General features: G+C 64.2%; 24 protein-coding genes. 19 read left to right on the forward strand and 5 right to left on the reverse strand.

What is annotated here, in order from left to right; all coding sequences use genetic code 11:
* Nucleotides 1-275 precede the first annotated feature (275 nt).
* From ltnD to TO66_RS13370, 6 genes are all read left to right on the forward strand, one after another.
* Nucleotides 276-1181 carry an L-threonate dehydrogenase gene (gene ltnD, locus TO66_RS13345; protein ID WP_044462759.1) on the forward strand — a complete coding sequence of 302 codons (906 nt, stop codon included), beginning with the start codon at nt 276-278 and terminating at the stop codon, nt 1179-1181.
* 10 nt (nt 1182-1191) lie between these two features.
* Nucleotides 1192-2484 carry a 3-oxo-tetronate kinase gene (otnK, locus tag TO66_RS13350; RefSeq protein WP_044462760.1) on the forward strand — a complete coding sequence of 431 codons (1293 nt, stop codon included), beginning with the start codon at nt 1192-1194 and terminating at the stop codon, nt 2482-2484.
* Nucleotides 2481-3131, forward strand: a complete 651-nt coding sequence (locus TO66_RS13355) for an aldolase (protein ID WP_044462761.1) — start codon at nt 2481-2483, stop codon at nt 3129-3131. Before otnK ends, TO66_RS13355 begins: the two co-directional genes overlap by 4 nt.
* Before the next feature lie 189 nt (nt 3132-3320).
* Nucleotides 3321-4781 carry an SLC13 family permease gene (locus TO66_RS13360; protein WP_044462762.1) on the forward strand — a complete coding sequence of 487 codons (1461 nt, stop codon included), beginning with the start codon at nt 3321-3323 and terminating at the stop codon, nt 4779-4781.
* A 21-nt stretch (nt 4782-4802) separates the two neighbouring features.
* On the forward strand, nt 4803-5585 hold the full coding sequence (otnI, locus tag TO66_RS13365) for a 2-oxo-tetronate isomerase (protein ID WP_044462763.1): 783 nt from the start codon (nt 4803-4805) through the stop codon (nt 5583-5585).
* Between the two features lie 166 nt (nt 5586-5751).
* Complete coding sequence (locus TO66_RS13370; protein WP_044462764.1) at nt 5752-6159, forward strand: hypothetical protein; 408 nt, start codon at nt 5752-5754, stop codon at nt 6157-6159.
* Nucleotides 6160-6177: 18 nt separating this feature from the next.
* Here the strand turns inward: TO66_RS13370 and TO66_RS13375 are convergent, their stop codons facing one another.
* Nucleotides 6178-7011: a DeoR/GlpR family DNA-binding transcription regulator gene (locus TO66_RS13375; RefSeq protein WP_044462765.1), complete on the reverse strand. Its 834-nt coding sequence runs from the start codon at nt 7009-7011 to the stop codon at nt 6178-6180.
* Between the two features lie 283 nt (nt 7012-7294).
* Here TO66_RS13375 and TO66_RS13380 point away from each other — a divergent pair, with 283 nt between their 5' ends.
* The 8 genes from TO66_RS13380 to TO66_RS13415 all read left to right on the forward strand — a co-directional run bounded on the left by TO66_RS13380 (nt 7295) and on the right by TO66_RS13415 (nt 12436).
* Entirely contained in the window at nt 7295-7735 is a 441-nt protein-coding gene (locus TO66_RS13380) for a hypothetical protein (protein ID WP_044462766.1), read from the forward strand.
* Nucleotides 7736-7854: 119 nt separating this feature from the next.
* Entirely contained in the window at nt 7855-8112 is a 258-nt protein-coding gene (locus TO66_RS13385; RefSeq protein ID WP_256243517.1) for a hypothetical protein, read from the forward strand.
* Between the two features lie 152 nt (nt 8113-8264).
* The gene (locus TO66_RS13390; RefSeq protein WP_044466021.1) at nt 8265-8813 is read left to right on the forward strand and encodes an antitoxin Xre/MbcA/ParS toxin-binding domain-containing protein; all 549 of its coding nucleotides are present in this window, start codon (nt 8265-8267) and stop codon (nt 8811-8813) included.
* A complete protein-coding gene (locus TO66_RS13395; RefSeq protein WP_044462768.1) occupies nt 8813-9310 on the forward strand; it encodes an RES family NAD+ phosphorylase in 498 nt (165 codons plus the stop codon). Before TO66_RS13390 ends, TO66_RS13395 begins: the two co-directional genes overlap by 1 nt.
* Nucleotides 9311-9633: 323 nt before the next feature.
* Entirely contained in the window at nt 9634-10062 is a 429-nt protein-coding gene (locus TO66_RS13400; protein ID WP_177330400.1) for a PAAR domain-containing protein, read from the forward strand.
* A complete protein-coding gene (locus TO66_RS13405) occupies nt 10059-10634 on the forward strand; it encodes a PAAR domain-containing protein (protein WP_227698297.1) in 576 nt (191 codons plus the stop codon). Before TO66_RS13400 ends, TO66_RS13405 begins: the two co-directional genes overlap by 4 nt.
* On the forward strand, nt 10631-11332 hold the full coding sequence (locus tag TO66_RS13410) for a VRR-NUC domain-containing protein (RefSeq protein WP_082061081.1): 702 nt from the start codon (nt 10631-10633) through the stop codon (nt 11330-11332). Before TO66_RS13405 ends, TO66_RS13410 begins: the two co-directional genes overlap by 4 nt.
* 15 nt (nt 11333-11347) lie before the next feature.
* Nucleotides 11348-12436: a DUF3396 domain-containing protein gene (locus TO66_RS13415; RefSeq protein WP_044462771.1), complete on the forward strand. Its 1089-nt coding sequence runs from the start codon at nt 11348-11350 to the stop codon at nt 12434-12436.
* 301 nt (nt 12437-12737) lie between these two features.
* Here TO66_RS13415 and TO66_RS13420 read toward each other — a convergent pair whose 3' ends face one another.
* Nucleotides 12738-13457 carry a PA1136 family autoinducer-binding transcriptional regulator gene (locus tag TO66_RS13420; protein WP_044462772.1) on the reverse strand — a complete coding sequence of 240 codons (720 nt, stop codon included), beginning with the start codon at nt 13455-13457 and terminating at the stop codon, nt 12738-12740.
* Nucleotides 13454-14332, reverse strand: a complete 879-nt coding sequence (hchA, locus tag TO66_RS13425; RefSeq protein ID WP_044462773.1) for a glyoxalase III HchA — start codon at nt 14330-14332, stop codon at nt 13454-13456. The genes TO66_RS13420 and hchA overlap by 4 nt, the downstream gene beginning before the upstream one ends.
* 500 nt (nt 14333-14832) lie before the next feature.
* On the opposite strand from hchA, the gene TO66_RS13430 reads away from it, so the two are divergent.
* The 5 genes from TO66_RS13430 (at nt 14833) to TO66_RS13450 (ending at nt 22689) form a co-directional block, all read left to right on the forward strand.
* On the forward strand, nt 14833-16419 hold the full coding sequence (locus TO66_RS13430; RefSeq protein ID WP_044462774.1) for an amino acid permease: 1587 nt from the start codon (nt 14833-14835) through the stop codon (nt 16417-16419).
* 3 nt (nt 16420-16422) lie between these two features.
* Nucleotides 16423-17712 (forward strand): FAD-binding oxidoreductase, encoded by a 1290-nt coding sequence (locus TO66_RS13435; protein WP_044462775.1) that lies wholly within the window; start codon nt 16423-16425, stop codon nt 17710-17712.
* Nucleotides 17713-17952: 240 nt separating this feature from the next.
* On the forward strand, nt 17953-19149 hold the full coding sequence (gene fabV / locus TO66_RS13440) for an enoyl-ACP reductase FabV (protein ID WP_044462776.1): 1197 nt from the start codon (nt 17953-17955) through the stop codon (nt 19147-19149).
* Nucleotides 19150-19740: 591 nt separating this feature from the next.
* Nucleotides 19741-20679 (forward strand): formylglycine-generating enzyme family protein, encoded by a 939-nt coding sequence (locus tag TO66_RS13445; RefSeq protein ID WP_080925971.1) that lies wholly within the window; start codon nt 19741-19743, stop codon nt 20677-20679.
* Nucleotides 20680-20778: 99 nt separating this feature from the next.
* Complete coding sequence (locus TO66_RS13450; RefSeq protein ID WP_044462777.1) at nt 20779-22689, forward strand: sulfatase-like hydrolase/transferase; 1911 nt, start codon at nt 20779-20781, stop codon at nt 22687-22689.
* Between the two features lie 156 nt (nt 22690-22845).
* On the opposite strand, the gene TO66_RS13455 is transcribed toward TO66_RS13450, so the two are convergent.
* Nucleotides 22846-23610 carry an SDR family NAD(P)-dependent oxidoreductase gene (locus tag TO66_RS13455; protein WP_044462778.1) on the reverse strand — a complete coding sequence of 255 codons (765 nt, stop codon included), beginning with the start codon at nt 23608-23610 and terminating at the stop codon, nt 22846-22848.
* A 104-nt stretch (nt 23611-23714) separates the two neighbouring features.
* Entirely contained in the window at nt 23715-25082 is a 1368-nt protein-coding gene (locus tag TO66_RS13460; RefSeq protein WP_044462779.1) for a DUF1329 domain-containing protein, read from the reverse strand.
* Nucleotides 25083-25109: the final 27 nt, after the last annotated feature.

Consider the following 25109-nt stretch of genomic DNA (forward strand, 5'->3'; position numbering starts at 1 on the left):
GCGCTGTTCTGGGCACCGCTGGCGGTGGCGCGAATGGATGTTAAGAAATGTTAGATTGAAAAAATACTTCACATAATCCGTTCATTGGTGGATGATCGGTCGCAACCTGTAGGACAACCCCATAACAAGAGATCACAGGACTACCCACATGCCCATCCAGGTCGTCTCGCCTCATCTGCCCGGCGCTGCGTTCGCCCGGCCTCGGTTGCCCGAACCCCTTCGTCTCGTGCGGCCCGCCGCCTGCGTCAAGCCGCTGTCTTCCCCTGGAGTCCCCCATGAATAACAAGAATGTCGGTGTCATCGGCCTGGGCGCGATGGGCCTGGGCATTGCCCGCTCGCTGCTGCGCGCGGGCTTCAATGTGCATGCCTGCGATGTGCGCGAAGCGGTCACCCAGCAGTTCGCCAGCGAAGGCGGGGTGGCCTGCGCGTCGCCGGCACAGATGGCCGAGGCCTGCGAGGTGATCGTTACCGTCGTGGTCAATGCCGAGCAGACCGAAACCGTGCTGTTCGGTGAAGGCGGGGCGGTGGCGGCCTTGCGCCCGGGCAGCCTGGTGATCGGCTGCGCCACCGTGGCGCCGACCTACGCCGTGGAGCTGGGCCAGCGCCTGGGCGAGCAGGGCCTGCTGTACCTGGATGCGCCGATCTCCGGTGGCGCGGCCAAGGCCGCCGCCGGCGAGATGACCATGATGACCTCCGGCCCGGCTGCGGCCTATGCCCAGGCCGAAGCGGTGCTGGCCGGCATGGCGGGCAAGGTCTATCGCCTGGGCGACGCCCACGGCCTGGGTTCCAAGGTCAAGATCATCAACCAGCTGCTGGCCGGGGTGCACATCGCCGCGTCCGCCGAAGCCATGGCCCTGGGCCTGCGCGAAGGGGTGGACGCCGATGCCCTGTACGAAGTGATCACCCACAGCGCCGGCAATTCCTGGATGTTCGAGAACCGCGTGCCGCACATTCTCAAGGCCGACTACACGCCGCTGTCGGCGGTGGACATTTTCGTCAAGGACCTGGGCCTGGTGCTGGATACCGCCCGCGCCAGCAAATTCCCGCTGCCGCTGTCGGCCACCGCGCACCAGATGTTCATGCAGGCCTCCAGCGCCGGCTTCGGCCGCGAGGACGACTCGGCGGTGATCAAGATTTTCCCGGGCATCGACCTGCCGACCGCCAAGCCAGAGCCTGTCTGAGGAGCGTTTCATGACCCATTCCACCGCACGCCCGCTGCTGGGCTGCATCGCCGACGACTTCACCGGCGCCACGGACCTGGCCAACATGCTGGTGCGCGGCGGCATGCGCACGGTGCAGAGCATCGGCATTCCGAGCCGCGAAGTGGCGGCCGGGCTCGACGCCGACGCCATCGTCATCGCCCTCAAGTCGCGCACCCTGCCGGTTGCCGAGGCGGTCGAGCAATCCCTCGCCGCGCTGGACTGGCTGCGCCAGCAGGGCTGCGAGCAGATCTTCTTCAAGTACTGCTCGACCTTCGATTCCACCGCCGCCGGCAATATCGGCCAGGTCAGCGAGGCCCTGCTCAAGGCCCTCGGCAGCGACTTCACCCTGGCGTGCCCGGCGTTCCCGGAGAACGGCCGGACGATTTTCCGCGGCCACCTGTTCGTCCAGGACCAGTTGCTCAACGAGTCGGGCATGCAGCATCACCCGCTGACGCCGATGACCGACGCCAACCTGGTGCGCGTGCTGCAGGCCCAGACCCGGCACCCGGTCGGCCTGCTGCGCTACGACAGCATCGCCGCGGGTGTCGCCGCGGTGCGGGCGAAGATCGCCGAACTGCGCGAGCAGGGGATCGGCATGGCCGTCGCCGATGCGCTGTCCGACCAGGATCTCTACACCCTCGGCGAGGCCTGCGCCGACCTGCCGCTGCTCACCGGCGGCTCGGGCCTGGCCCTGGGCCTGCCGGGCAATTTCCGCCGGGCCGGCAAGCTGCGCGCGTTCGACGCGGCGGCGCTGCCGGTGGTCGCGGGCGGCGAGGTGGTACTGGCCGGCAGCGCCTCGGTGGCGACCATCGGCCAGGTCGCGGCCTGGCTCGAGGCCGATCGCCCGGCGCTGCGCATCGACCCCCTGGCCCTGGCGGCCGGCGAGCCGGTGGTGGCGCAGGCCCTGGCCTTTGCCCGCGACAGTGGGCAGACCGTATTGATCTACGCCACCAGCACCCCGGCCGAGGTCAAGGCGGTGCAGCAACAGCTCGGCGTCGAGCGTGCCGGCGCCCTGGTGGAGAACGCCCTGGGCGCGATCGCCGCGGGCCTGCGCCAGAGTGGCGTGCGGCGCTTCGTGATCGCCGGTGGCGAAACCTCCGGCGCGGTGGTCAAGGCCCTCGGGGTCAGCCTGTTGCAGATCGGCGCGCAGATCGATCCTGGCGTGCCGGCCACGGTCAGCAGTGCCGCCGAGCCCTTGGCCCTGGCCTTGAAGTCCGGCAATTTCGGCAGCCGCGACTTTTTCGCCAAGGCCCTCGCGCAACTCGCGGCGGGTGCCCAATGAGCCGCGCCGCCAGCAAGGAACAGGCGCTGCGCGAAGAGATCTGCGACGTCGGCGGCAGCCTCTACCAGCGCGGCTACACCGTGGGCAGCGCCGGCAACATCAGCGCGCGCCTCGACGATGGCTGGCTGATTACCCCGACCGACGCCTGCCTCGGTCGCCTCGACCCGGCCGCCATCGCCAAGGTCAACCGGGCGGGGGAGTGGGTGTCCGGCGACAAGCCGTCCAAGACCCTGGCCCTGCATCGCCAGGTCTACGACCGCAACCCGAGCGTCGGCGGGGTGGTGCACACCCATTCCACCCACCTGGTGGCGCTGACCCTGGCCGGCGTCTGGCAGCCGGACGACATCCTGCCGCCGCTGACGCCGTACCAGGTGATGAAGGTCGGGCACATTCCGCTGATCGGCTACCAGCGTCCGGGCTCGCCCAGGGTCGCCGAGCAGGTGGCGCAACTGGCCAACCGCGTGCGCGGGGTGATGCTCGAGCGCCTGGGACCGGTGGTCTGGGAAAGCTCGGTGGCCAAGGCCAGCTATGCCCTCGAAGAATTGGAAGAAACCGCGCGCCTGTGGCTGATGAGCCACCCCAGGCCGCGACCGCTGGACCAGGCAGCCCTGGATGAGCTGCGCGAGAGTTTCGGCGCGCACTGGTAGCGCGCCGCTGTCATTCGACAGGCTGAACCGACACGGCAAGCACGCCCCGGGCGCCGCGCGACGGCGCCCGACGGCCCCGGCTTGCCTCTGAAAAAACAATAACAACAGGACATCCCGCATGACGTTTTCCGACTGCAGCTGTTCCGGCTTCACCGGCACCTCTTTCATCCTCGACGGAGGAGCCGCGCAATGAGCCCGCTGATCCTGATGTTGACGGCCGGCGCGGGCATCGCGCTGCTGCTGTTGCTGGTGCTCAAGTACAAGTTCCAGCCCTTCGTCGCGCTGATGCTGGTGAGCATCCTGGTGGCGCTGGTGGCCGGGGTGAAGCCGGCCGACCTGGTGGCGACCATCGAAGGCGGCATGGGCAAGACCCTGGGGCATATCGCGATCATCATCGCCCTCGGCGCCATGATCGGGCGGATCATCGAGCTGTCCGGCGGCGCCGAGGCCCTGGCCAAGTCGCTGATCCAGCGTTTCGGCAACCGCCGCACGCCGCTGGCGCTGACCATCGCCGGCTTCATCATCGGCGTGCCGGTGTTCTTCGAGGTCGGGGTGATCATCCTCATGCCGCTGGCCTACGGCGTGGCCCGCCGGGCGCGCAAGCCGCTGCTGGTGTTCGCCTTGCCGATGTGCGCGGCGCTGCTCACCGTGCACGCGTTTCTGCCGCCGCATCCGGGCGCCGTGGCCGCGGCCAGCCAGCTGGGCGCCGACCTGGGCCGAGTGCTGATGTTCGGCCTGCCGATCACCGCGCTGCTGTGCTACGTCGGCTACCGCGTGGCCGCCCGCATGACCCGGCGTTTCTACCCGATGACCGATGACATCCGCGCCGAAGTCTATGGCCCGCACGTGACCAACGACGACCTGCGCGCCTGGACCAACGGCCAGGCCCAGGACCCGCAACAGGCGCAGGTGGCGGCCTCGCACATGGGCCTGGAGGAATCCACCGGCGCCATCGTCGCCAAGCTGCCGCCGGCACCGGCGCCGGGCTTCGGCCTGATCGTCAGCCTGATCCTGCTGCCGATCGTGCTGATCCTGCTGGGCACCCTGAGCACTTCGCTGCTGCCACCCGAGTCGACCCTGCGTGGGGTGATGACGGTGCTCGGCGCGCCGCTGGTGGCGCTGCTGATCGATACCTTGCTGTGCGCCTGGCTGCTCGGTACGCGCCGCGGCTGGAGCCGCAGCCAGGTGTCGGACGTGATCGGCTCGGCGCTGCCGGGCGTGGCCATGGTGATCCTGATCGCCGGCGCCGGCGGGGTGTTCGGCAAGGTCCTGGTGGACACCGGGATCGGCGCGGTGGTCTCCGACCTGCTGCGCACCACCGGCCTGCCGGTGCTGGCCCTGGGCTTCTTGCTGACCATGCTGCTGCGCGCGGTGCAGGGTTCGACCACCGTGGCCCTGGTGACCACCGCCGGGATCATCAGCCCGCTGATCGCCACCCTCGACCTGAGCGCCAACCACATGGCGCTGCTGTGCCTGGCCATGGGCGGTGGCGGGCTGGCGATGTCGCATATCAACGACGCTGGCTACTGGATCTTCACCAAGCTCGCCGGGCTCAACGTGGCCGATGGCCTGCGCACCTGGACCGTCATCACCACCTTGCTCGGCACCCTGGGCTTCTGTATTACCTTGCTGATCTGGCCTTTTGTCTGAACCTTTGTTCCTGGAGCCACCATGCCGCGTTTTGCTGCCAACCTAAGCATGCTCTACCCGCAACACGAGTTCCTCGACCGTTTCGCCGCCGCCGCGGCCGACGGTTTCGAGGCGGTGGAGTACCTATTCCCCTACGACTACAGCCCCCAGGCGCTCAAGCAGCGCCTGGACGACAACGGCCTGGTCCAGGCCCTGTTCAACGCCCCGCCCGGCGACTGGGCGGCGGGCGAGCGGGGCCTCGCGACCCTGCCGGGGCGCGAGGCGCAGTTCCGTGAGGGCTTCGACCGCGCCCTGGAGTACGCCGCGGTGCTGGGCAATTCGCGGATTCATGTGATGGCCGGCCTGCTGCCCGCGGAAGAGCTACGTGCGCGCCATCACGCGGTGTACCTGGAGAACCTGGCCTACGCCACCGCCGCGGCGGCCAAGGTCGGCGTCACCGTGCTGCTGGAACCGATCAACACCCGCGACATGCCGGGCTTTTTCCTCAACCGCCAGGACCAGGCCCAGGCGATCTGCCAGGAGGTCGGCGCGAGCAACCTCAAGGTGCAGTTCGACTGCTACCACTGCCAGATCGTCGAGGGCGACTTGGCGACCAAGCTGCGTCGCGATTTCGCCGGCATCGGCCATATCCAGATCGCCGGCGTGCCGGACCGGCATGAGCCGGACCTGGGCGAGCTGAACTACCCGTACCTGTTCGCGCTGCTGGACCAGCTGGGCTACGACGGCTGGGTCGGTTGCGAATACCGTCCGCGCGGCGATACCTCGGCCGGCCTGCAATGGCTGCGGGACTGGCGCGCCGTGTGAGCCGCGCGCGGGCCGGCGCTGCTCGATGGCGGCGCCAGCCACTGTAAAACCGCGAGTGCGCAGGAATCTGAAGATTTCTGACCGCGCCGGCCCGGGCTCCCGGGCAGCGGGTACATTGCTTTCCGTCGCCAGGGCCATCACTGGTGCCATCAAGGAGCGGGGGAGCATGCACAAGTCGATATTCGTGGATCAGTCAGGCCTGGACGAGGCGCCCTGTCGCCCGCGCGACCTGCATTGGGAAGAGATCCCCACCGTGACCCTGCAACGCATCGAGCGCGACTACCGGCGCGCCCGGCGGACCACGGCCCTGGGCCAGTGGATCAATATCGCCAGCGTGCTGCTGGTGCTGCTCGGCGCCGCATGCGGGCTCTGGTTGTGGAACCATTTCCGCGCCCCGGAGCAGGGGTTCGGCCTGTGGCAACTGTTCCTGCTGCTGTTCTTCTTCGCCAGCCTGTGTGCGGTGGTGGAGTGGCTGCGACGGATTCGCCGCAGCACCCGGGTCGCCCTCGACGGGCTGAACGAAGACCTGCGCGATATTGCCTGCGTGCTGTGGCTGCGCCAGGCGCGTCGTTGAAACGCGCCCGGCCAGGCGTCAGCCCTTGGCCGGCTTGAGCGTCGGGTCGGACGGCAGCAGCAATTCCACCCCGTGCTTGCGGATCCCGTCCGCGGCGGCCTGGGCCAGGTCGTCGTCGCTGATGATCACGTCGAACTGCTCCAGCCCGGCGATACGGTACATGCTGAAGGTGCCGTATTTCGAGCTGCTGGCCACCAGTACCACCTGCGATGCCGACTGCATCGCCACCTGCTTGACCTCGACCTTGAGTGCCGACGGCGTGGTGATGCCCCGGCGCAGGTCCCAGGAACTGGTGGACATGAAGGCGATATCGGTCACCACCTGGCGCAGGGTCGCCACCGCCAGCCCGCCGACGCAGGAATGGTTGTCGTGATCGAGCTGGCCGCCGGTGTGGATCACCGTCACCTGCGGCGCCTCCATCAGCGCCTGGACGATGCCGAAGTCGTTGGTTACCACGGTCATCCCCGACAGCGCCTTGATGTACGGCACGATCTCCAGGGTGCTGGTGCCGGCGTCCAGGTAGACCGTCATGTCCGCGTGCAGCAGGCGCGCCGCCAGCCGGGCCATCGCCTGCTTCTGCGGCAGCTCGACCACCGCCTTGCTCTGGTGGCTTGGCTCGCTGTGCAACTGGCTGGCGATGCGCACCCCGCCGGTCACCGAATAGGCCCGGCCTTCCTGCTCCAGCAGGGCGATATCGCGGCGCACGGTCATGTGCGAGCAGTCGAACATCTCCATCAGCTGATGCACGCTCAACACCTGGTGCTTGCGCAACTGGCGCAGGATCAATTCACGGCGCTGCTCGGGAATCATCGGGCTGCCGTTCTCGCTGGCGCTGTCCTTGGGGTTGGGCATTGAGGCTCCGGGTCGGCTGGGCACAAGAGGGGGAAAACTGGCGGACATAGTAGCGAATCTGTGGGAGATGGACGAGGAGCACACACGGGCTCGGCTTCGTGGTTTCCCGGCAATCCGCAGCGCCACCATCGCGGGCATGTGCGATCTGCTTCTGTAGGAGCGAGGCTTGCCCGCGATGAACGATAACACGGTCGATCGGACGTTCCGCAGGACGCCCGGCTATGCAATGATCCACGCTGCCCGGGCCCCGGGCGAATCTTTATGGCGATACAGGAAGAACATGATGTTCGGAACAAGGAATTGGCTGGCTTTCATTCTCGGTGCGTGCCTGACGACTTCGGCCCTGGCGGCCACCGAGGGCCAGCGCCCGCCGGTCGGCGAGCGGGTACTGGCGTTCAGCGGCGAGCAGGGGCTCCAGGTCTGGACCCTGCGTTATGGCGAGCGCAGCGAGCAGCAGGCGCTGGTGCAGGTCGGCGGCATCGACCACGACTGGGACAAGCGCATCCAGAAAATGCAGGTCGAGAAGACCAGCAAGGACACCCGTTACTCCACCGAGGTGGACGGCAAACCCTTCGTCGCGCTGATCGTGCGTGGCAACAGCGGCGAGCTGTACCTGCCGGGCGAAGGCCGCGAGCTGCCCCTGCACTATGACCAGGCGCTTTCCGAGCAGGGCAACGCCCAGTATTTCCTCACCGACTACCTGCAACAGCCGGCGGCCAAGTAGGCACTTGAACGGCAACCGCCCCATGCGCTGGTCGCGCGGCGGGTGGTTGCCGGGGAGCGGTTATGGAGCCGAAACATGTCGAGCATCTGCTCATCAGCGTCGAGCCTCATGAAAGGCGCATGAGCCACTGGGTATATGCGCCCAAGGTGGTGGATACGCGTGATGGTCGGGTGCTGCTGGACTTGGGAGGCGGGCCTTGGGACCTGGTGTCCACGGCCCAGTCGGCGACCGCGGTGGAACTGCTGTTGCGCCAGTACCCCGGAGATCGCGAGGCGGTGTGCCTGAGCATTTGTCTGGCCGATAACAGCCTGTGGCTGGGCAACTGCCGGGTCGCCGCCGGGGATATCCCTGGGGCACTGGAAAGGGCGCAGGCCTGAAATCGGCCTGTGCGGTGAGTCAGATATTCCGCGGCGTGGCCATCGCGCGGTCGTTCAGGAAAGGTCGGACGACCGTTGGTAAGCCTGCTGTTCTTTCTTCTGCCAAATGGCATTAGGATTCTTGCCATGTGTCAAAAGTCCGGGAGATGACCATGACGGCAGCGGCAAAAAAAAACGCGACGGCAAAACCTTCGACCCAGGTCGCGCCAGCCAAGGCGGCCTCGCCGAAAAAAGCCAAGGCCGCTAGCCTGCGCGAAGGGCAGGCGGTTTATGCCCTGCCTTCGCCCATGGTGCGGGGGTTGCTGCCGGGCACCGACGCCGATGACCCGATGGCGGTCTTCCGGGCGACCCAGGCGGGGTTCTCCCTCGGCTCGGTGATCGATCTGGTGGAGTCGGTCGAGGCCTTCAAGCGCTACAACGTGCTGGCGAAGATCGTCGGTTTTTCCGAGCGCACCCTGGCGCGGCGGCTGAAGCACCAGGACCAGTCCCTGACCCCGGAACAGAGCGCCCGCGCCTTGCACTACGCCCAGGTGCTGGAGAAGGCCGAGGCGGTATTCGGATCCCGCGCGCTGGCCGAGGACTGGATGACCCAGCCAGCGCTGGGCCTGGACGGCGAAGTGCCGATCGACCTGCTGGCCAACGCGGTCGGCTATGAACTGGTGACGGACTTCCTGCACCGGCTCGAGTTCGGGGTCTACTGATGCTCAACGATCCCCTGGCCCCGTCCCTGCATTTCTGGCGCCTCGACCAGGCCCGGCACGCCGCGACCTGGAACAGCGGGATCGGCGCCGAAGGCAGCGGCGGGCGCTGGAACCCCAAGGGCCTGCAAGTGGTGTACGCCAGCCTGGACGCCTCGACGGCGATCCTGGAAGTGGCGGTGCACAAGGGCTTCAAGGCCCTCGACTGCCTGCCCCATACCCTCACCGCGGCCCGGGTACTGGCCCCATCGAAAATCCACACCGTCCACCCCGAAGACATCCCCAACCCCAACTGGCTGGTCCCCGGCACCCCCAGCCACAGCCAGCAAGCCTTCGGCGCCCGCCTGCTGGAACAGCACCCCTTTGTGCTGATCCCCTCCAGCGTGTCGCGCCACAGCTGGAACCTGCTGATCAACCCCTTGCTGGCCACGGGGTTGTACGAGCTGGTGCTGCAGGAGCGTTTTGCGCTGGATGGAAGGTTGAGTCCGCCGGAGGGGTGAAGGGGGCGTGCATCAAGTACCGGCCCCTGGGTGTCCCATACTCTCTGCGTCTGACGTTGGAAAGAGACTTTTGGGCTCTTCAGTTCAGAACTGTCCTACAGCCTGTTTGTAGCCATTTGGCGTAACGTTCCACCGCCAACTGCTGACAATTTTGCCTCCATCCTGATGGGGGCATTTTTTTGGGCAATGTGGACGCGGACAGGATCCCAATGAGCTGTTCACGCACTAAGCCTGGCCAGCGGGGGGCTTATTTACCTCTCTCGATACGCAGGCCAACTCACGCTGCCCTTGGGCGGCATGTACAACTTCAAGGAAGGCCCAGAGTGAAATACACCGTAGAGGAAGGGCAGCACCTGGCTGCCAAATTCATGGCGAAGCACGCGGCACGTCCCATAAAAGGCACTTACGACCTTGCCACGCTAGGTGCCAGAACCCGTCTGGGGGGCGAAGTCGCCACGGCCAGCTCCAGTATAAAAGTCAGCGGCCATCGAAACGCCTGTGTGGGCGATTGGGTACGTTATCCGGACGGCACCGAAAGCAAGATCATCTCCGGTGCCGGCGCTTCACTGACCCACCAGGGTCTCCCGATAGCCATTGTGGGCAGTGCCACCGATAACGGCGACACCATTATCAGCAGCCTGCAAAGCTCCTCGCAGATTCGGGAATACGCCGATGACAATGGCATCCCCGGTTTGCTCCAACCCGGCTTTGAAGTGCCATTCACCTCTAGCGAAAGCAAGACTTCTCGCTGAGGCCTTCCGCCTATGTCTCGACGCTTCATCATGCTCAGGCAAGGAACTGCACAATGAGTGGAAAACCCGCCGCCCGTGTCACCGACCCAACGGCCTGTCCTCTGCCGGGTCATGGCACCAACCCCATCGTCAGTGGTTCTCCCGACGTCATTTTCGATGGCTTGTCCGCCGCCCGGCAAGACGATGTATCCGCTTGCGGCAGTCCGATCGTATCCGGTGTTTCATCGAGTGTTTTCATCAACGGTCAACCCGCTGCCACCCTGGGCAGCGTCGGTGCACACGGTAACGTGATCATCGGCGGCTCGGGTACGGTGATCATCGGGAATATCTTCGTACCGGCTGCCGTCCCTTCCATTACATCGCCGGACACCAGTACCGCGCCTTATTCCGGACGCTTCCAGCTCATAAACCAGGAAACGGGCAAACCTGTTGCCGGGCGAAAGGTCAAGGTTTGGTCCAGTGGCGGTTGGAGCACGCTTGACACCACGGATGCCGAAGGCATGACGTCGTGGGTCCGTCACGTTGCATCGGAGTCGATCCATATCGACCTGGTGCAGGGAGCCGAAGCGTGATCGATCAACCCGGCCTCTCTCAGGGTGGCATGAGCCCGGAAGGCAAGATCAACCCCGTGGGCATTCTGGAACCCAAGCTCGATCCGCAGGACAAAAAGGTATTGTGCTCGGCGATCTGCTACTGCTGCGCCACGCCCAACGTCAGCCATAGTGGCAAGAACCTCAAGCAGGCGTGCGTAGCCCAGCGTCTGGGCGAACTGGATGAAATTCTCCAAGGTCGTAGCCCCTACAAACCCGAGGTCAGCTACGACATGACCAAGAACCCGCCGCAGCCGATTCTGGACAGCCAGAGTGGCAACAGTCCTCATGGCTGGATTCCAGGTTGGATCAGCAAGTACTGGGACGAAGACCCGGAGCATCCGCCGTTCAAGCCGGGTCGAGGTATGATTCGCCGGCCTGATGTGGTGATCGTTAAGGACCCGAAAAAGCCGCCGACCCAGGACAATATCAAGCAGGTGGTGGAGATGAAGTTTCCGCCTGATCCACCGGATAGAAAGCAGGCAATGGCCTACGAGAAGATCGCTGGCGATGAACGCAAGCTCGTCGAAATGAAATCTACCGATTGTGACTGTAGCCAGGAAAACCAGCAGTCCAGGGTTCCGGTGGAACAATTGGACTGGGCTGCGGCTATCGCTGGTGGCGTGATGTTTATCCTGACGCGCGGTCGTTCCCCTCGGCCCATGATCCCAGCCTATTAATTCGGAGGAAGTCTTATGGAACAGGAGTTCAATTTGGCTGAGGAGCTGGCCAAACAACCCCATCTGCTGGAAGTGCCCGGCAACCTGCTAATGAAGGGCGGCCCCGAGGACTATATTGGCGCCGTACTCTGCCTACGGGGCACGCTCTACTTCAAGCAGGCCCATACCCCTCTGGTGCGCGAGGCACTGTGCCAATGCTTCGACGCGTTCAAGCGACTGGCCGAGCCTTATCTCACCTGGCTATGGCGTGAGGAACCGCCAGAGGGCAAGCCGCTGACGGCGTACTGTGATGCAAAACCATTGCGCGACATGCTGGCCAATATGGATGAGGATTACCCGCTGAGCTTTTACTACACCAGCGGCAAGCAATCCAATGATGCGAGCGCTTGGTACTTCGATATTTTTGGCCAAGCCGCTTGGCAAGCAAAGATAGGGGATGACCTTAGCGTTCTGGAATTCTCCGTGCCACTTCTCTATCAGGAACAGCAGCCACTGAGATTCTTGCAACTGTTCCTGGACTTCGCACGGCGACTGAATCCAGAGCAGGGCTATGCTGGCCATGCCTACAACCTCTCGATAACCAACCGGGACGATAATCAGCCGACTGAGGCTTTTATGGCGGCGCGCATGCCTGGCCTGGATATCGGCACTGCGGGATTGCTGGCTAATCGTCCGCAGTTCAAACCCATCAGGATCAAGACCGTCAGTTGGCTAACCGTACTCGACCAGGAACGCCTGGACCTCGTTGGGGGGCTGGACGCTTTGCGCGCCCAACTGCTCTCCAGCCATTTTGCTTTCTACGATTACGGTGCTGGCGTAGTGATCCAGGCCGGTGCCTACCCCTACCTCGGCGGCGATGCCGAAGACCCGCGACCCGCCCCCTACGTACTGCTGAACCATGTCCTCAAGGGCATCCGCTACGAGACCGTGGGCTCGTTGCACGGCGGCTCTCACGACGGCGAACTGCGCCTGGTCGGCTGGTCGGCCGATCAGTGGCTCAAACGCCTGGATGTGGATGAGAATGAGATAGCTGGCTGGCGTGCCAAGCTGCTGACTGACGAACCCTGTCTGAACGCTGCGAACACCCTGGTAGAGCGCCTTTAGTGCTCAGGATGCATTGCTGGCGTGGCCTCTTATGCGCGGGGAAGGTAGTAGAGAAAACGGGTGAAATCATGGGTGAGATCATCTACGAGACTGACAAGTGAGTTTGCTGAGTGGTATTCACGTAGGGTCCTGAGGTGCGGATATAAACTGCCGCGCCTTTGTTATTGCTGCGTATCGAGGGCGGGACTGTTTTTGATCGTTGCTGCAAAGGCAGGGATCGCCTGACTCTGCTACAGACGCAATCATATGGCACCAGTCCCTGACGCCCATCAGCGCTGCCTGTCACTGCCATTTCGTCCTTTCAACCCTCAATCTCGCCATTACGAATCGCCATCCTGACCGCTTGTGCGGTGGTCGCCACGCCCAGGCGTCGGCGGGCCGAACGCAAGTGGTTTTCTATCGTGCGTTCCGACAAGCCCAGGGTGGCCGCGATATCCGCTTGCCGCCGCCCGGCGGCTGTCCATGCCAGCACTTCACGCTCTCGCTGCGAAAGGTTTTTCAGCGCCTCGCCCGGGGGCGCTTCGAGCAACCGGCGCGCGGAGAAAAAAGCCGCGGTCGCGATGAGGCTCAAGCCGAGGCGGACCCGTGGCGATCCGTCCACCGCTTCGCCGCCCAGGCTCATGGCGCCTTCGAGCCCCTGCGGCCCGAACACCGGCACCTGCAATCCCTGGACCCCCGGGCCGCCCGGAGCACGAATCACCTGATAACGTTCCTCGCCTTGTTTTTGCTCCTTTCGCCAGAAGAAGGCCTCGCGCGCGTTGAGAATGTGGCGGGTGACCGGGCAACGCCGCACGTAGGTCTCGGCATCGACGCCGGGGCCGTCGCCGAACCAACGGCCTTCGACCCAATAGATGCGCTCGACCACCTCATCGCTTGCCGACGAAGCGGAAAACAGCACGAATCGATCATAGCCGTAGGGGGTTGCGAACTCCCTGACAGCCTTCTGGATCGATTCGAGCTTGTGCGCCGCCTCTATGTCGAGTGCGGCGCGGATGGCGGCCTCGGCAGGTCCGTTGTTCACCCGGCTGCGACCTCTTTCAACAGTGCGTGCGCTGCCAGCTTGCCCAGGTTGTTGCCCGCCAATGGGCTGTCGCCCGTCAGCAGCTTGCGGTCCTGCAGGGTCGCCCCGGAAATATCCTGATTGACGATCTCCACGCCCAGCGCCTGCAAGCGTTCGCCGAACTTCCAGGTCAGATGCCCCGGCATATAGCCGATATCGGGGGTCTTCGCGTCGAGGCTGTCGGGGAACGCGCAGATCTTGTAGCCGTTGAAGAGGTAGGAACTCTTCGATTCATCGATGCCCGCCGCCAGCAGCGCCGCGGGGCCATGGCACAGGGAGATCACGAATTTGTCATGGGCGACCGCCCACTGCAGGACGGACTTCACCTCGGCACTGTCTGGCAGCCCGATCAGGGCGCCGTGGCCACCGGGTATGAAGACGCCGATGTAGTCCGAGTCTTCGCCCAGCGCCGTCTCAATCACTTCAGCCAGCTTCAGAGGCTGTTTGAACTGTTCACGGTATTTGCCGTAGAAGCCTTGCACCTCGGTGTCTTGCGACGGCATGGCCCAGAACTCGAACTTCACCGGGTTGCCGGACAGCGTCGCGACATCGAAAGCGAAGCCGGCCTTGTCGAGGTGATACATGGGCAGCAGCGTCTCGACCGGGTGATTGCCCGTGGAGAACATCGTGCCGTTGTCGGTCAGCAGATAACGCTCGTCGGCGCCGATCAGCAGGATCTTCCAGCGGCCGCCTTTGTAGGCGTTGGGATAGTCGGCGTCACTGAGATCGGATTTAGGGGAGGTGAACTGGCTCAGCGAATAGGGCGAGGGGAAAAACGCATTGTCCTCTGCCTGGTCCGGGGTAGGGCGCTTGTCGTCACTCTGCGGGGTTGCCATGGTTTTCTCCAATGGGTCGATTGCCGAAACCATGCTAGAGACGCGACCTGGGCCCTGCAATGAGGGATTTCCCTCAATCGATCGGGCTGCGTCCGGGTTCGTCAGGCTTGGCTCCTTTCGTACGCTTTTCCGAAAACCTGTCACTTCAGGGCCATTCTCGGGCAGGCTGCTTCGAGGCTTGCGCAGGCTAGCCCCTATAAATCATTGGTCCGGATCCCGTTATTAACAGGTAGGGGATTTCTATTTGGCTGTCTGAAAAGTCCAACTAATACGCGGGATTTATGGTTTTAACTTGTAAGGGAAATGGCACTTTGTAAGTGCAAGTTTATTTAGGGCTTGTAACTGCCTGCGTATTCCCCAAGGGACTGATGTGATGCAGGAAAGTCGTTTGTCATGGATCCACCTGTGGGCTTTAGTGGGCGTGGAAAAAACTACCACGGGACACTTCCCCACAGCGCGATCCGACCATCGGTGGCTTAAATATAATAAGAAGGCGAACCATGACAGACACCCAGCAAGTGCCGGCCGCGTGCGACAGGACTGGCGATTTTCATAGCGAGAACACGAGCGGCGGGTTGAAGCGGACCCTGACCCCGCGACACCTGAACATGATCGCCATCGGCGGCTGCATCGGCACCGGGCTGTTCGTCGCCTCGGGAGCGACCATTGCCCAGTCCGGGCCGGGCGGGGCGCTGCTGGCGTTCATCGTCATCGGCCTCATGGTGTTCTTCCTGATGACCAGCCTCGGCGAACTGGCGGCCTGCATGCCGGTCACCGGGTCCTTTTCCACTTATGCCGCGAACTATGTCGACGAAAGTTTCGGCTTCGCACTGGGCTGGAACTACTGGTATTCCTGGGCTGTAACTATCGCCGTCGACCTGGTGGCCGCGCAGATCATCATGGCCTACTGGTTTCCCGATGTGCCGGGGTATATCTGGAGTGCGGTGTTCCTGTTGCTTATAGCCGGGCTCAACATGGCCTCGGTACGCCTGTTCGGCGAATCGGAATACTGGTTCTCGCTGATCAAGGTCATCACTATCCTGCTGTTCATCGGCGTCGGCGTGCTGATGTTGTTCGGCATCATCAGCGGCGGCGAAAACGCCGGGCCGCGGCTGTGGTCGATCGGCGATGCTCCGGTGGTCGGCGGCATGGGCGCCTTGATCGGCGTGGCGATGATCGTCGGCTTCTCCTTCCAGGGCACCGAGTTCGTCGGGATCGCCGCGGGCGAAACCCGCAACCCGGGCAAGAATGTGCCCCGCGCGGTGCGGCAGATCTTCTGGCGGATCCTGCTGTTCTACGTCCTGACCATCCTGATCATCGGCCTGTTGATCCCCTACAACGATCCCAGCCTGCTGCAGAACGGCGTGTCCGATATCCGTGTCAGCCCCTTCACCCTGATCTTCGAGCGGGCCGACATGCTGGGCGCGGCCGCGGTGATGAACGCAGTGATCCTGACCTCGGTGTTGTCGGCGGGCAACTCCGGCATGTATGCCTCCTCGCGGATGCTCTACAGCTTGGCGGTGGAGGGCAAGGCGCCGGCGATCTTCGCTCGCCTGAGCCGTTCCGGCACCCCGCGCTGGGCGTTGGCGGCCACCACCGCAGTGGCCGGGTTGTGCTTCCTGACCTTCATTTTCAGCCCGGGGCAGATCTATAACTGGCTGCTCAATACCTCGGGCATGCTCGGCTTCATTGCCTGGCTGGGCATCGCCCTGAGCCATTACCGCTTCCGTCGCGGCTATGTGCGCCAGGGCCATGACCTGGGGCGCTTGCCTTATGTGTCGAAGTTCTTCCCGTTCGGCCCGATCTTCGCCTTTGTCCTGTGCCTGTGCGTCACGCTCGGCCAGAACTACCAGGCGCTGCTCGGCGACAGCATCGACTGGGCCGGGTTGACCGCCACCTACATCGGCCTGGCGCTGTTCGTGGTCATCTGGCTGGCGCACAAGGTCGTCAGCCGGTCGCGGTTCGTCCGGCTCGACGAGATGAATTTCTCGAAGATCGGCACCCGCTTCGACAGCGAGCAGGAGGCGGAGGCGACGAGCCGCCGCGGCCGGGACCTCGAGCCACGAATCACCCAGGCGCGGAGCTGAGCCATGAGCAGGGATTTTCTCGAAAGCTATTACGAGGCCACGGTGCAGAAGACCGCCTACCCGCGCCTTGGCGGGCGGGTACAGGCCCGGGTCTGCATCCTGGGCGGCGGCCTGGCCGGCTTGTCCACGGCGCTGGGCCTGGCCGAGCGCGGGGTCAAGGACGTGGTGGTGCTGGAGTCCCACACCGTGGGGCACGGCGCTTCGGGGCGCAACGGCGGCTTTGTGTTCGGCGGCTATTGCCTGGGCAATGCCGAATTGCTCAAGACCCTGGGCCGCGACGAGGCGCGGCGCCTGTACCGGCTGACCATCGACGCCGTCGAGCTGATCCGCCGTAGGGTCCGGCAATACGACATCCAGTGTGATCTGGTCGACGAGGGCGTATTGCTGGCCAACTGGTTCAACGACCCGGCGCGCCTGGAAAAGCCGCGGCAGTTGATGAAGGAAGTCTACGGCGTCGACTGGCAGCCGGTGCCCGCTGGCGAGCTCAAGGAACGGCTCAAGACCGAGCGCTATTTCGGCGCGCTGCTGGAGCGCAATGCCTTTCACTTTCACCCGCTCAAATATGTCTATGGCGTGGCCGCGGCGGTGGTCCGCCACGGCATCGCACTGCACGAGCACTCGGCGGCCCTGGCGATCGAGCGCCAGGACGGAAAGTTCCTGATCAAGACCGCGGGCGGCGAAGTGCAGGCCGAGCAGGTGGTGTTCGCCGCGGGTGGTTACGCCCGGGGGCTGTACCGCCCGGTGGAGCGCGCCACGCTGCCGATCGCCACCTACGTGGTCGCCACCGAGCCGCTGGGGGCACGCCTGAAGGACGCGATCGCCTGCGAGTCGGCGATCTACGACACCCGGTTCGCCTTCGATTACTACCGCCCGCTGGCTGACAGCCGGATCCTCTGGGGCGGGCGCATTTCCATCCTCGACCGCGGGCCGCAGGCCATCGCCGGGTTGCTCAAGGCCGACCTGCTGACGGTCTACCCGCAGCTGGCGGATGTGCAGATCGAGTACTCCTGGGGCGGGCTGATGAGCTACGGCCGCCAGCAGATGGCGCAGATCGGTCGCGACGACAACGGCGTGTGGCACGCCGTGGGCTTTGGCGGCCACGGCATGGCGCCCACCACCGTGGCCGGGGAGGTCCTGGCCGATGCCATCGCCAGCGCCTTGCCGATTCCCCAGGGCTTCGGCAAGTTCGGCCTGGTGCCGACCTTCGGCCTCGCCGGCCTGCTGGCGGCCCAGGCGACCTACACCGCCTACCAGGCCCTGGATGCCTACGATGCCCGCAGGCTGAACAAGTGATTGTGCTGCCCGGCCACACAAGGGGTGGCCGGGCAGGCCGGTATCGGCCGCGCGCGGAGCGTAGGGGCGGCGCAAGGTTTCTGGCCCAAATCCCGGAATGAATTTATGCTGGCGGGCAAATTTGCACCCCTTGAAAACTCAAGGCGTGACGCGACGGCGTTCCGAGCGTCTACGACTTGAACAAGTGACGCTGCTGCAGCCCGTATTGGCTCTTGGCATATTGAAATTGGGAGATTGTGTATGGTCATCAAACCCCGCGTTCGCGGCTTTATCTGTGTGACGACCCACCCGGTCGGTTGCGAAGCCAACGTCCAGCAACAGATCGACTACGTCACCGAACAAGGCGCCATCGACGCTGGGCCAAAGAACGTACTGGTACTCGGCGCGTCCACCGGCTACGGCCTCGCGGCCCGTATCACCGCGGCCTTCGGTTGCGGTGCCAACACCCTGGGTGTGTTCTTCGAGCGCGGTAGCGTCGACGGCAAGCTCGGCACCGCCGGCTGGTACAACTCCGCGGCCTTCCACAAGTTCGCCGAAGCCAAGGGCCTGTACGCCAAGAGCATCAACGGCGACGCCTTCTCCGACGAAGTGAAGCGCCAGACCATCGAAACCATCAAGCGCGACCTGGGCAAGATCGACCTGGTGGTCTACAGCCTGGCCGCGCCGCGCCGTACCCACCCGAAGACCGGCGAAGTGCTGAGCTCGACCCTCAAGCCGCTGGGCAAGTCGGTGACCCTGCGCGGTGTCGACACCGACAAGGAAATCGTCAAGGAAACCACCCTGCAGCCCGCCACCCAGGAAGAAATCGACGGCACCGTGGCCGTGATGGGCGGCGAAGACTGGCAGATGTGGATCGACGCGCTGCATGAAGCCGGCGTGCTGGCCGAAGGCGCGAAGACCACCGCCTTCACCTACCTGGGCGAGAAGCTGACCCACGACATCTACTGGAACGGTTCCATCGGCGAAGCCAAGAAGGACCTGGACCAGAAAGTCATCGGCATCCGCAAGGAACTGTCGGACCTGGGCGGCGACGCGCGGGTATCGGTGCTCAAGGCCGTGGTCACCCAGGCCAGCTCGGCGATCCCGATCATGCCGCTGTACCTGTCGCTGCTGTTCAAGGTCATGAAGGAGCAGGGTTCCCACGAAGGCTGCATCGAGCAGGTCTACGGCCTGTACAAGGACAGCCTGTACAACCCGAACCCGATCGTCGACCAGGAAGGCCGCCTGCGCGCCGACTACAAGGAACTGGAACCTGCCGTCCAGGACCGCGTGAAGCAGCTGTGGGATGAAGTCACCAGCGAAAACCTCTACCAGCTGACCGACTTCGCCGGCTACAAGCAGGAGTTCCTGCGCCTGTTCGGTTTCGAGATCGACGGCGTCGACTACGAAGCCGATGTCGATCCGGACGTGAAGATCGCCAACCTGATCCAGCTGTAAGCGAGCTTAACGCTTCACCCACAACGCCCCTCCCTTGAGGGGCGTTGTCGTTTCTGCGGCACCATCGGTCCTTTCACCTGTGCGTCCGGTGCCGAGCGGCGGAATTTGCGGCCTTTGCTTGGCCCGTCGCAACGCTACGAGGCTTGCGCGAGCCAGACGCCATCCCACCCCCCGAGCGCCGGCTTGGCGCCAGTGATCGACCCTCCGGGAAAGTCTTCCGGGAAGAGCAAAGGGCGTTGACATCGGAAAAGGCTCTCTGCATATTTATCCAGTTGGATTGTTTTTTCTTCGGGGTGCATCGGCACCGCGCCTTTGCCGTCGAACTCGCGTTCGTGGCCAGGCCCGACATCCGACCCTGGGTCTGTGCACCACCCGCCAATAACAAGAAAAGGTAACAGGAATGGACCGATTGCCCGGCAGCCTGGCGTTCAGCGTCAAAGGCTGTTTTCACTCTCCTGCAGCGAAGGTTGTGGGTTTCCCGCCCGCTCGATCGGCGCGAAGCGCTGGTCGCCAGGGAGCCCTGAACGAAGTCAAGCGTGATTGCCACCTGTTGAAGAAAGGCCCGTCGGGTTCAAGCGAGGAGCGGCGGCAATGTCCAGCCCGGTAGCTCACTCGGACGCCATGGTTTATCTGCCGGGCGGAACATTCAGCATGGGCTCAGAGCGTTTCTATCCCGAGGAGCGGCCCGTTCGCAAAGTCAGGGTCGATCCGTTCTGGATCGACCCAACCCCGGTGACCAACCGCCAGTTCGTGGCGTTCGTGGCCGCCACCGGCTACCGCACCTTTGCCGAGAAAGCCCCCGATCCTGCCGACTATCCGGGCATGCCGGCAGAGATGGCGAAGGCCGGATCCCTGGTTTTCAGCGCGCCGTCCCAGGCTGTCGACTTGAGCCATGTGGGCCAATGGTGGCAGTTCCGGTTCGGCGCCTGGTGGCGCGAACCCCTGGGCAACGGCAGTTCGATCATCGGCCTTGAGGATCACCCGGTCGTGCATATCGCTTATGAAGATGCCCAGGCCTATGCGGCCTGGGCAGGCAAGGCGTTGCCGACCGAAGCCGAGTGGGAATACGCCGCGCGCGGCGGGCTGGAGGCCAGCGAGTTTGCCTGGGGCGATAGCCTGGCGCCCGACGGCGCAATGCTCGCCAACTACTGGCAGGGCCGGTTTCCCTGGGAGAACCTGCGGCATGACGGCTGGGAGCGTACCTCACCCGTGGGGGCTTTTCCGGCCAACGGGCATGGCCTGTTCGACATGATCGGCAACGTCTGGGAGTGGACCGCCGACTGGTTTCGATTGAATGACTCCCAGCCCGCGCCGAGTTGCTGTGTGCCGGCCAATCCGCGAGGCGGGTGCGAGGAAGACAGTTACGACCCGGCAACACCCGGCCTGCGTATCGGACGCAAGGTCCTCAAGGGAGGATCGCATCTCTGCGCGGCGAACTACTGCCAGCGCTATCGTCCCGCTGCGCGTATTCCACAGCCCCTGGATACCACGACGAGCCATGTCGGCTTTCGTTGTGTCCGGCGGACCTGATCTCCAGCCCCGACCATGAACAACGGGGGGGCGTACGTTTTGCCCACCCGATCGATCCCTGTCTGGCCATGTACCGGCCCCTGATGAGTGAACACAAGCATGCCCTTTATCGATCGCCGCGGTTTTCTGCAACTGGGGTCTCTCCTGCTGGCTTCTTCCCTGACGGGGGTATCGCTGGCCAAGGATCACCGGGTCCAGTCCAGACCCAATATTCTGTGGCTTGTCAGCGAGGACAATTATCCTTTTATCGGCGCCTATGGGGATCCGCTGGCGAGAACCCCGACCCTCGACAGGATGGCGCGTGAGGGCATTCTGTACCGGCACGTCTATTCCAACGCCCCGGTTTGCGCGCCTTCGCGTTTCGGCATTCTTACCGGAGTGCTGGCGCAATCCTGCGCCCCAGCCAACCACCACCGAGCGCGGGCGGAGTTTCCCGCGCAGTTCAAGACCTACCCGCAATTGCTACGCGAGGCCGGTTACTACTGCAGTAACAACGCCAAGACCGACTACAACTGCGATGTCGAGCCGGCCTCGGTGTGGGACGACAGCAGCGACGCCGCGCACTGGCGCAAGCGGGCGGCCGACCAGCCCTTCATGGCGGTGTTCAATTACGCCAGCACCCATGAATCGCGCATCTTTCGCGGTGTGGAGGGGGTGGTCAAGCCGGCGGATGTCCGGGTGCCCCCCTATATGCCGGATACGCCGGGCATTCGTGCTGACTTCGCCGCCTACTACAACCTGATGGAGCGCATGGATGGCCAGATTGCCGAGCGCCTGGCCGAGCTGGAGGCGGATGGCCTCGCCGATGACACCATCGTCTTCTATTACTCCGACAACGGCGGTGTGATGCCGCGCAGCAAACGCTATTGCTACGAGGAAGGTTTGCGCTGCGCCCTGATCGTGCGGGTTCCCCCCAAGTGGGCGCACCTGGTGGACGCGCGTCCCGGCACTCAGGTCGAGGCACCGGCGACCTTTATCGACCTCGCGCCCACCGTATTGGCGCTGGCGGGCATCGCGGCGCCAGCGCATATGCAGGGCTCGCCGTTGTTCGCTGGGCCGTCGCCCAAGACCCGGCAATACGCGTTCGGCATGCGTAATCGCATGGATGAGCGCTACGATTTCGTTCGTGCCGTGAGCGATACCCGCTACCGCTATATCCGCAACTACATGCCCCATCGCATTGGCGGGCAATACCAGGCGTTTGCCTGGTTGGCCAAGGGGTATCGCGACTGGTCGGCGCTGCTCAAGGAGGGTCGACTCACCTCGCAGCAGAGGGCCTTCTTCGAGGAGCGCCCCTATGAAGAACTCTATGATTTGCGCAGTGATCCGGACGAGATGGTCAACCTGGCGGCCGTTCCCGAACACCAGGGCAAACTCCAGGAGCTGCGGACAGCCCTCGACCAGCAGATGCTCGACGTCAACGACAACGGCTTCATTCCCGAGGGCTCGCCGCTGGAGGGTTATCTCAACAGCCGGCGGCCCGGTGCTTACCCGTTGGCCAACATCATGGCGCTGGCCGAACTGGCCGCGTGCCGCAAACCAGAGAACCTGCAAGCCTTTATCAAGGCGCTGGACGATGACAACGAGATAATGCGGTTCTGGGCCGTCAGTGGCTTGCTGATGCTGGGCGAAGAGGCCGCGCCAGCAAAATCGCGGTTATTGGAAATCCTTCACGAAGACCGTCCGCAAACGCGCATTGTCGCGGCGGAAGCGTTGGTGCACCTGCAGGAAACCGAGCAATCGGTGAGGTTGCTGGCCGGCTATCTGGCGCAGGAACAACCCAAGCCGCTGCGCTTGCAGGCCATCAACTCGCTGACCTATTGCGGGGAGGCGGCGCGTGCGGCGTTGCCAACGATCAAGGTCCACGCACAGAGCGACGATGCCGACGTGCGCAACGCTTGCGCATACCTGACGCAGATTCTGGAAGGCACTTACGACCCGAATGTTCCGGTCCAGGACGTGCCACGACTGCTGCGTGAGCTCAAGGCGCAGGGCAAACAGGTGGAGTGATCGCCGTTGCGCTGCACCGTTTGAAGCCAGGCTGTAATCCGTAGCAACCTGCCAACCCGCATGCCGCTTTCCAGTGGCGTTCGGGTTGGCAGGGGTTGATCGCGAGCGTCATGAACGGGCGAGCGTCCCGCAGGCAACCTTCGGGCGGGGGGGCTGTCAGGCCCAGCCACCATCGATGACCAGGTCCTGGCCTGTGCACATACGGCTATCGTCAGCTGCCAGGAACAGGGCGGCGCGCGCCAGTTCGTTGGCCTTGAGCAGTCCGGGCAGGCACTGCTCGCGCTTGATTTGCTCCAGCCCTTCCTCGTCCAGCCACAGGCGTGCCTGTTTGTCGGTAATGACCCAGCCGGGGCTCAGGCAATTGATGCGGATTCGCTGTTGCCCCAGCTCGCGCACCATGCCATTGACGAAGCCACGCAACGCTGCCTTGGCAGTGGCGTATAGCGGATAACCGCGGTTTTTGCGCATCCAGCCGGTGGAGCCCAGGCAGATGATCGACCCGCCGCCCAGTCGATGCATGTCGGGGATCACCGCACGCGTGGCGAAAATCTGGTGGCGCAGGTTGATTGCCATGTTGCGCTCGAATGCGCTTTCGTCGATATCGGCCAGTTCGTGCCGCCAGTCGTTAGCGGCATTGTTGATCAGCACGGCGATCGCTCCGATCTGCGTGCGAGCGCTGGCAATTGCGGTTTCCAGCGCATCCAGATCAGTCAGGTCGCAATGCAGGTATAGGGGCGGGTGCCTGGCATCGGCCAGGCGCTCGATGAGTACCGTGGCGCCTTCATCGTCCACGTCGAGAAAGGCGACACGCGCCCCTTGGTGCACAAACTGTTCGACCAAGGCAGCGCCGATACCGCTGGCGCCTCCGGTGATAAGCACGCCGCGATCGCGCAGGCTGGGGTATAGGGCAAAGTCGAACATTATCGGGTTCCAGGAGAAGGGGATGGTTCGGCGATTGGCCGTGGGGCGCCGCTGGTGTGCGCCCCGGCAGGGGTTGCCCATCGGATTGCCCGACGGGCGAGGGGTCAGCGAACGCCGCGGGCACGCAGGGCGGCAGGGCTGAAGAACTCATCGTCCGGCACCGGCTGGCTGAAATCGATACTGCCCTGCGCTTCGTTCTCCATGAGCTGCACCATGTAGCGCCGCGATTGCAGGTCATGGTAGACGTCCAGCACGCTCATGGTGGTCGGCAGGTCGTAGAGGTTCGACAGATAGGCCATGGACACTCGCCACAATTCGCCGCGTCCGTCGTACTGGTCGACCACGGCGGCGCTCCAGCTGTCTTCGTCGAGGTACAGGGTGCGGCGCGAGTAGACGTGGCGTGCGCCGGGCTTGAGCTTGCCCTCGACGACCCAGACCCGATGCAGTTCATAGCGGGCATATTGCGGGTCGATGTGGCCGGGCTTGAGCAGGTCCTGGTATTTCAGCTCGGGGCTGGAGGTCTTGTAGTTGTTGTAGGGAATGTAGATTTCCCGTTTGCCGACCAGGGTCCAGTCATAGCGATCCGGCGCGCCGTTGAACATGTCCAGGTCGTCGATGGTGCGCAGGCCGTCCGAGGAGGAACCCGGCGTATCGTAGGCGAACAAGGGGGCGCGGCGGACACGGCGCTGGCCGGGGTTGTAGGTCCAGGCCTGGCGTGGTTCCGTGACCTGGTCCAGGGTTTCGCGTACCAAGGAGGCCGTTCCGGCCAGGCGCGCCGGGCTCTTGGTCACCGTCTGGTAGTAGAACAGGGTGTTGTTCAGCTTGTCGAAGCTGCTGCCCTGCTGGTAGTAGCGAGAGAGCATCTGGTACTGGCTGGTGACCGGCGTGAAGCTGCCGTCGCGTTGCACCGCCGCCTCTGCCGGATTACGCACAAGGAAGGTGCCGCGGTAGCGGGCGACATGGTTCCACAGCGCCTCGACGCCGTTCTGCGGAATAGGGAAGGGAACGCCGCCGAAGGCATCGGCAAAGCCGACTCCTCCCTCGACCAGCCTGGCACTGGTGGCGTTCTTGAAGATGTTGTCGTAGACCCACTGTGGCGCCGACCCGGAACGACGGGTCGGGTATACCGGCATCTTGAAGGTGTCCGGATAGGTGTTGAACAAGGCGATTTCACCGGCGGTGAGATTGGCCTTGTACTGCTCCAGGTTGGCCTTGGTGATGGTGAACAAGGGCTTGTCGGCACTGAACGGATCGCTGCGGTACTGCCCCGACTTGTAGCCGGCCGGTGCCTGGGTCAGGCCACCGGTCCAGGTGGGAATGGTGCCGGCGGCGTTGCCGGCCTTTTCCGCGCCCATGGGGGTCAGGGTGGTGTGCAACTTGCCCGCCTCGCTGGCGGAAACCGCGGCCACGGCGCTGCCGGTGCACAGCACCAGGGCAGCGGAAGCGACGATCAGGGCTGGTAGATGACGCATGGTGAATCTCCGTGAGAAACCCGCCGT

Source organism: Pseudomonas sp. MRSN 12121 (genome assembly GCF_000931465.1).
Taxonomy (GTDB): Bacteria; Pseudomonadota; Gammaproteobacteria; order Pseudomonadales; family Pseudomonadaceae; genus Aquipseudomonas.

Bases quoted from the DNA above. Each gene is read 5' to 3' on its own strand.
- TO66_RS13355 (WP_044462761.1), top strand. From the start codon at position 2,481: ATGAGCCGCGCCGCCAGCAAGGAACAGGCGCTGCGCGAAGAGATCTGC.
- TO66_RS13455 (WP_044462778.1), bottom strand. From the start codon at position 23,610: ATGTTCGACTTTGCCCTATACCCCAGCCTGCGCGATCGCGGCGTGCTT.
- TO66_RS13445 (WP_080925971.1), top strand. From the start codon at position 19,741: ATGTCCAGCCCGGTAGCTCACTCGGACGCCATGGTTTATCTGCCGGGC.
- TO66_RS13430 (WP_044462774.1), top strand. From the start codon at position 14,833: ATGACAGACACCCAGCAAGTGCCGGCCGCGTGCGACAGGACTGGCGAT.
- otnI (WP_044462763.1), top strand. From the start codon at position 4,803: ATGCCGCGTTTTGCTGCCAACCTAAGCATGCTCTACCCGCAACACGAG.
- TO66_RS13450 (WP_044462777.1), top strand. From the start codon at position 20,779: ATGCCCTTTATCGATCGCCGCGGTTTTCTGCAACTGGGGTCTCTCCTG.
- TO66_RS13390 (WP_044466021.1), top strand. From the start codon at position 8,265: ATGACGGCAGCGGCAAAAAAAAACGCGACGGCAAAACCTTCGACCCAG.
- TO66_RS13435 (WP_044462775.1), top strand. From the start codon at position 16,423: ATGAGCAGGGATTTTCTCGAAAGCTATTACGAGGCCACGGTGCAGAAG.
- TO66_RS13385 (WP_256243517.1), top strand. From the start codon at position 7,855: ATGAGCCACTGGGTATATGCGCCCAAGGTGGTGGATACGCGTGATGGT.
- otnK (WP_044462760.1), top strand. From the start codon at position 1,192: ATGACCCATTCCACCGCACGCCCGCTGCTGGGCTGCATCGCCGACGAC.
- TO66_RS13360 (WP_044462762.1), top strand. From the start codon at position 3,321: ATGAGCCCGCTGATCCTGATGTTGACGGCCGGCGCGGGCATCGCGCTG.
- TO66_RS13395 (WP_044462768.1), top strand. From the start codon at position 8,813: ATGCTCAACGATCCCCTGGCCCCGTCCCTGCATTTCTGGCGCCTCGAC.
- TO66_RS13415 (WP_044462771.1), top strand. From the start codon at position 11,348: ATGGAACAGGAGTTCAATTTGGCTGAGGAGCTGGCCAAACAACCCCAT.
- TO66_RS13380 (WP_044462766.1), top strand. From the start codon at position 7,295: ATGTTCGGAACAAGGAATTGGCTGGCTTTCATTCTCGGTGCGTGCCTG.
- TO66_RS13375 (WP_044462765.1), bottom strand. From the start codon at position 7,011: ATGCCCAACCCCAAGGACAGCGCCAGCGAGAACGGCAGCCCGATGATT.
- hchA (WP_044462773.1), bottom strand. From the start codon at position 14,332: ATGGCAACCCCGCAGAGTGACGACAAGCGCCCTACCCCGGACCAGGCA.
- TO66_RS13370 (WP_044462764.1), top strand. From the start codon at position 5,752: ATGCACAAGTCGATATTCGTGGATCAGTCAGGCCTGGACGAGGCGCCC.
- fabV (WP_044462776.1), top strand. From the start codon at position 17,953: ATGGTCATCAAACCCCGCGTTCGCGGCTTTATCTGTGTGACGACCCAC.
- TO66_RS13460 (WP_044462779.1), bottom strand. From the start codon at position 25,082: ATGCGTCATCTACCAGCCCTGATCGTCGCTTCCGCTGCCCTGGTGCTG.
- ltnD (WP_044462759.1), top strand. From the start codon at position 276: ATGAATAACAAGAATGTCGGTGTCATCGGCCTGGGCGCGATGGGCCTG.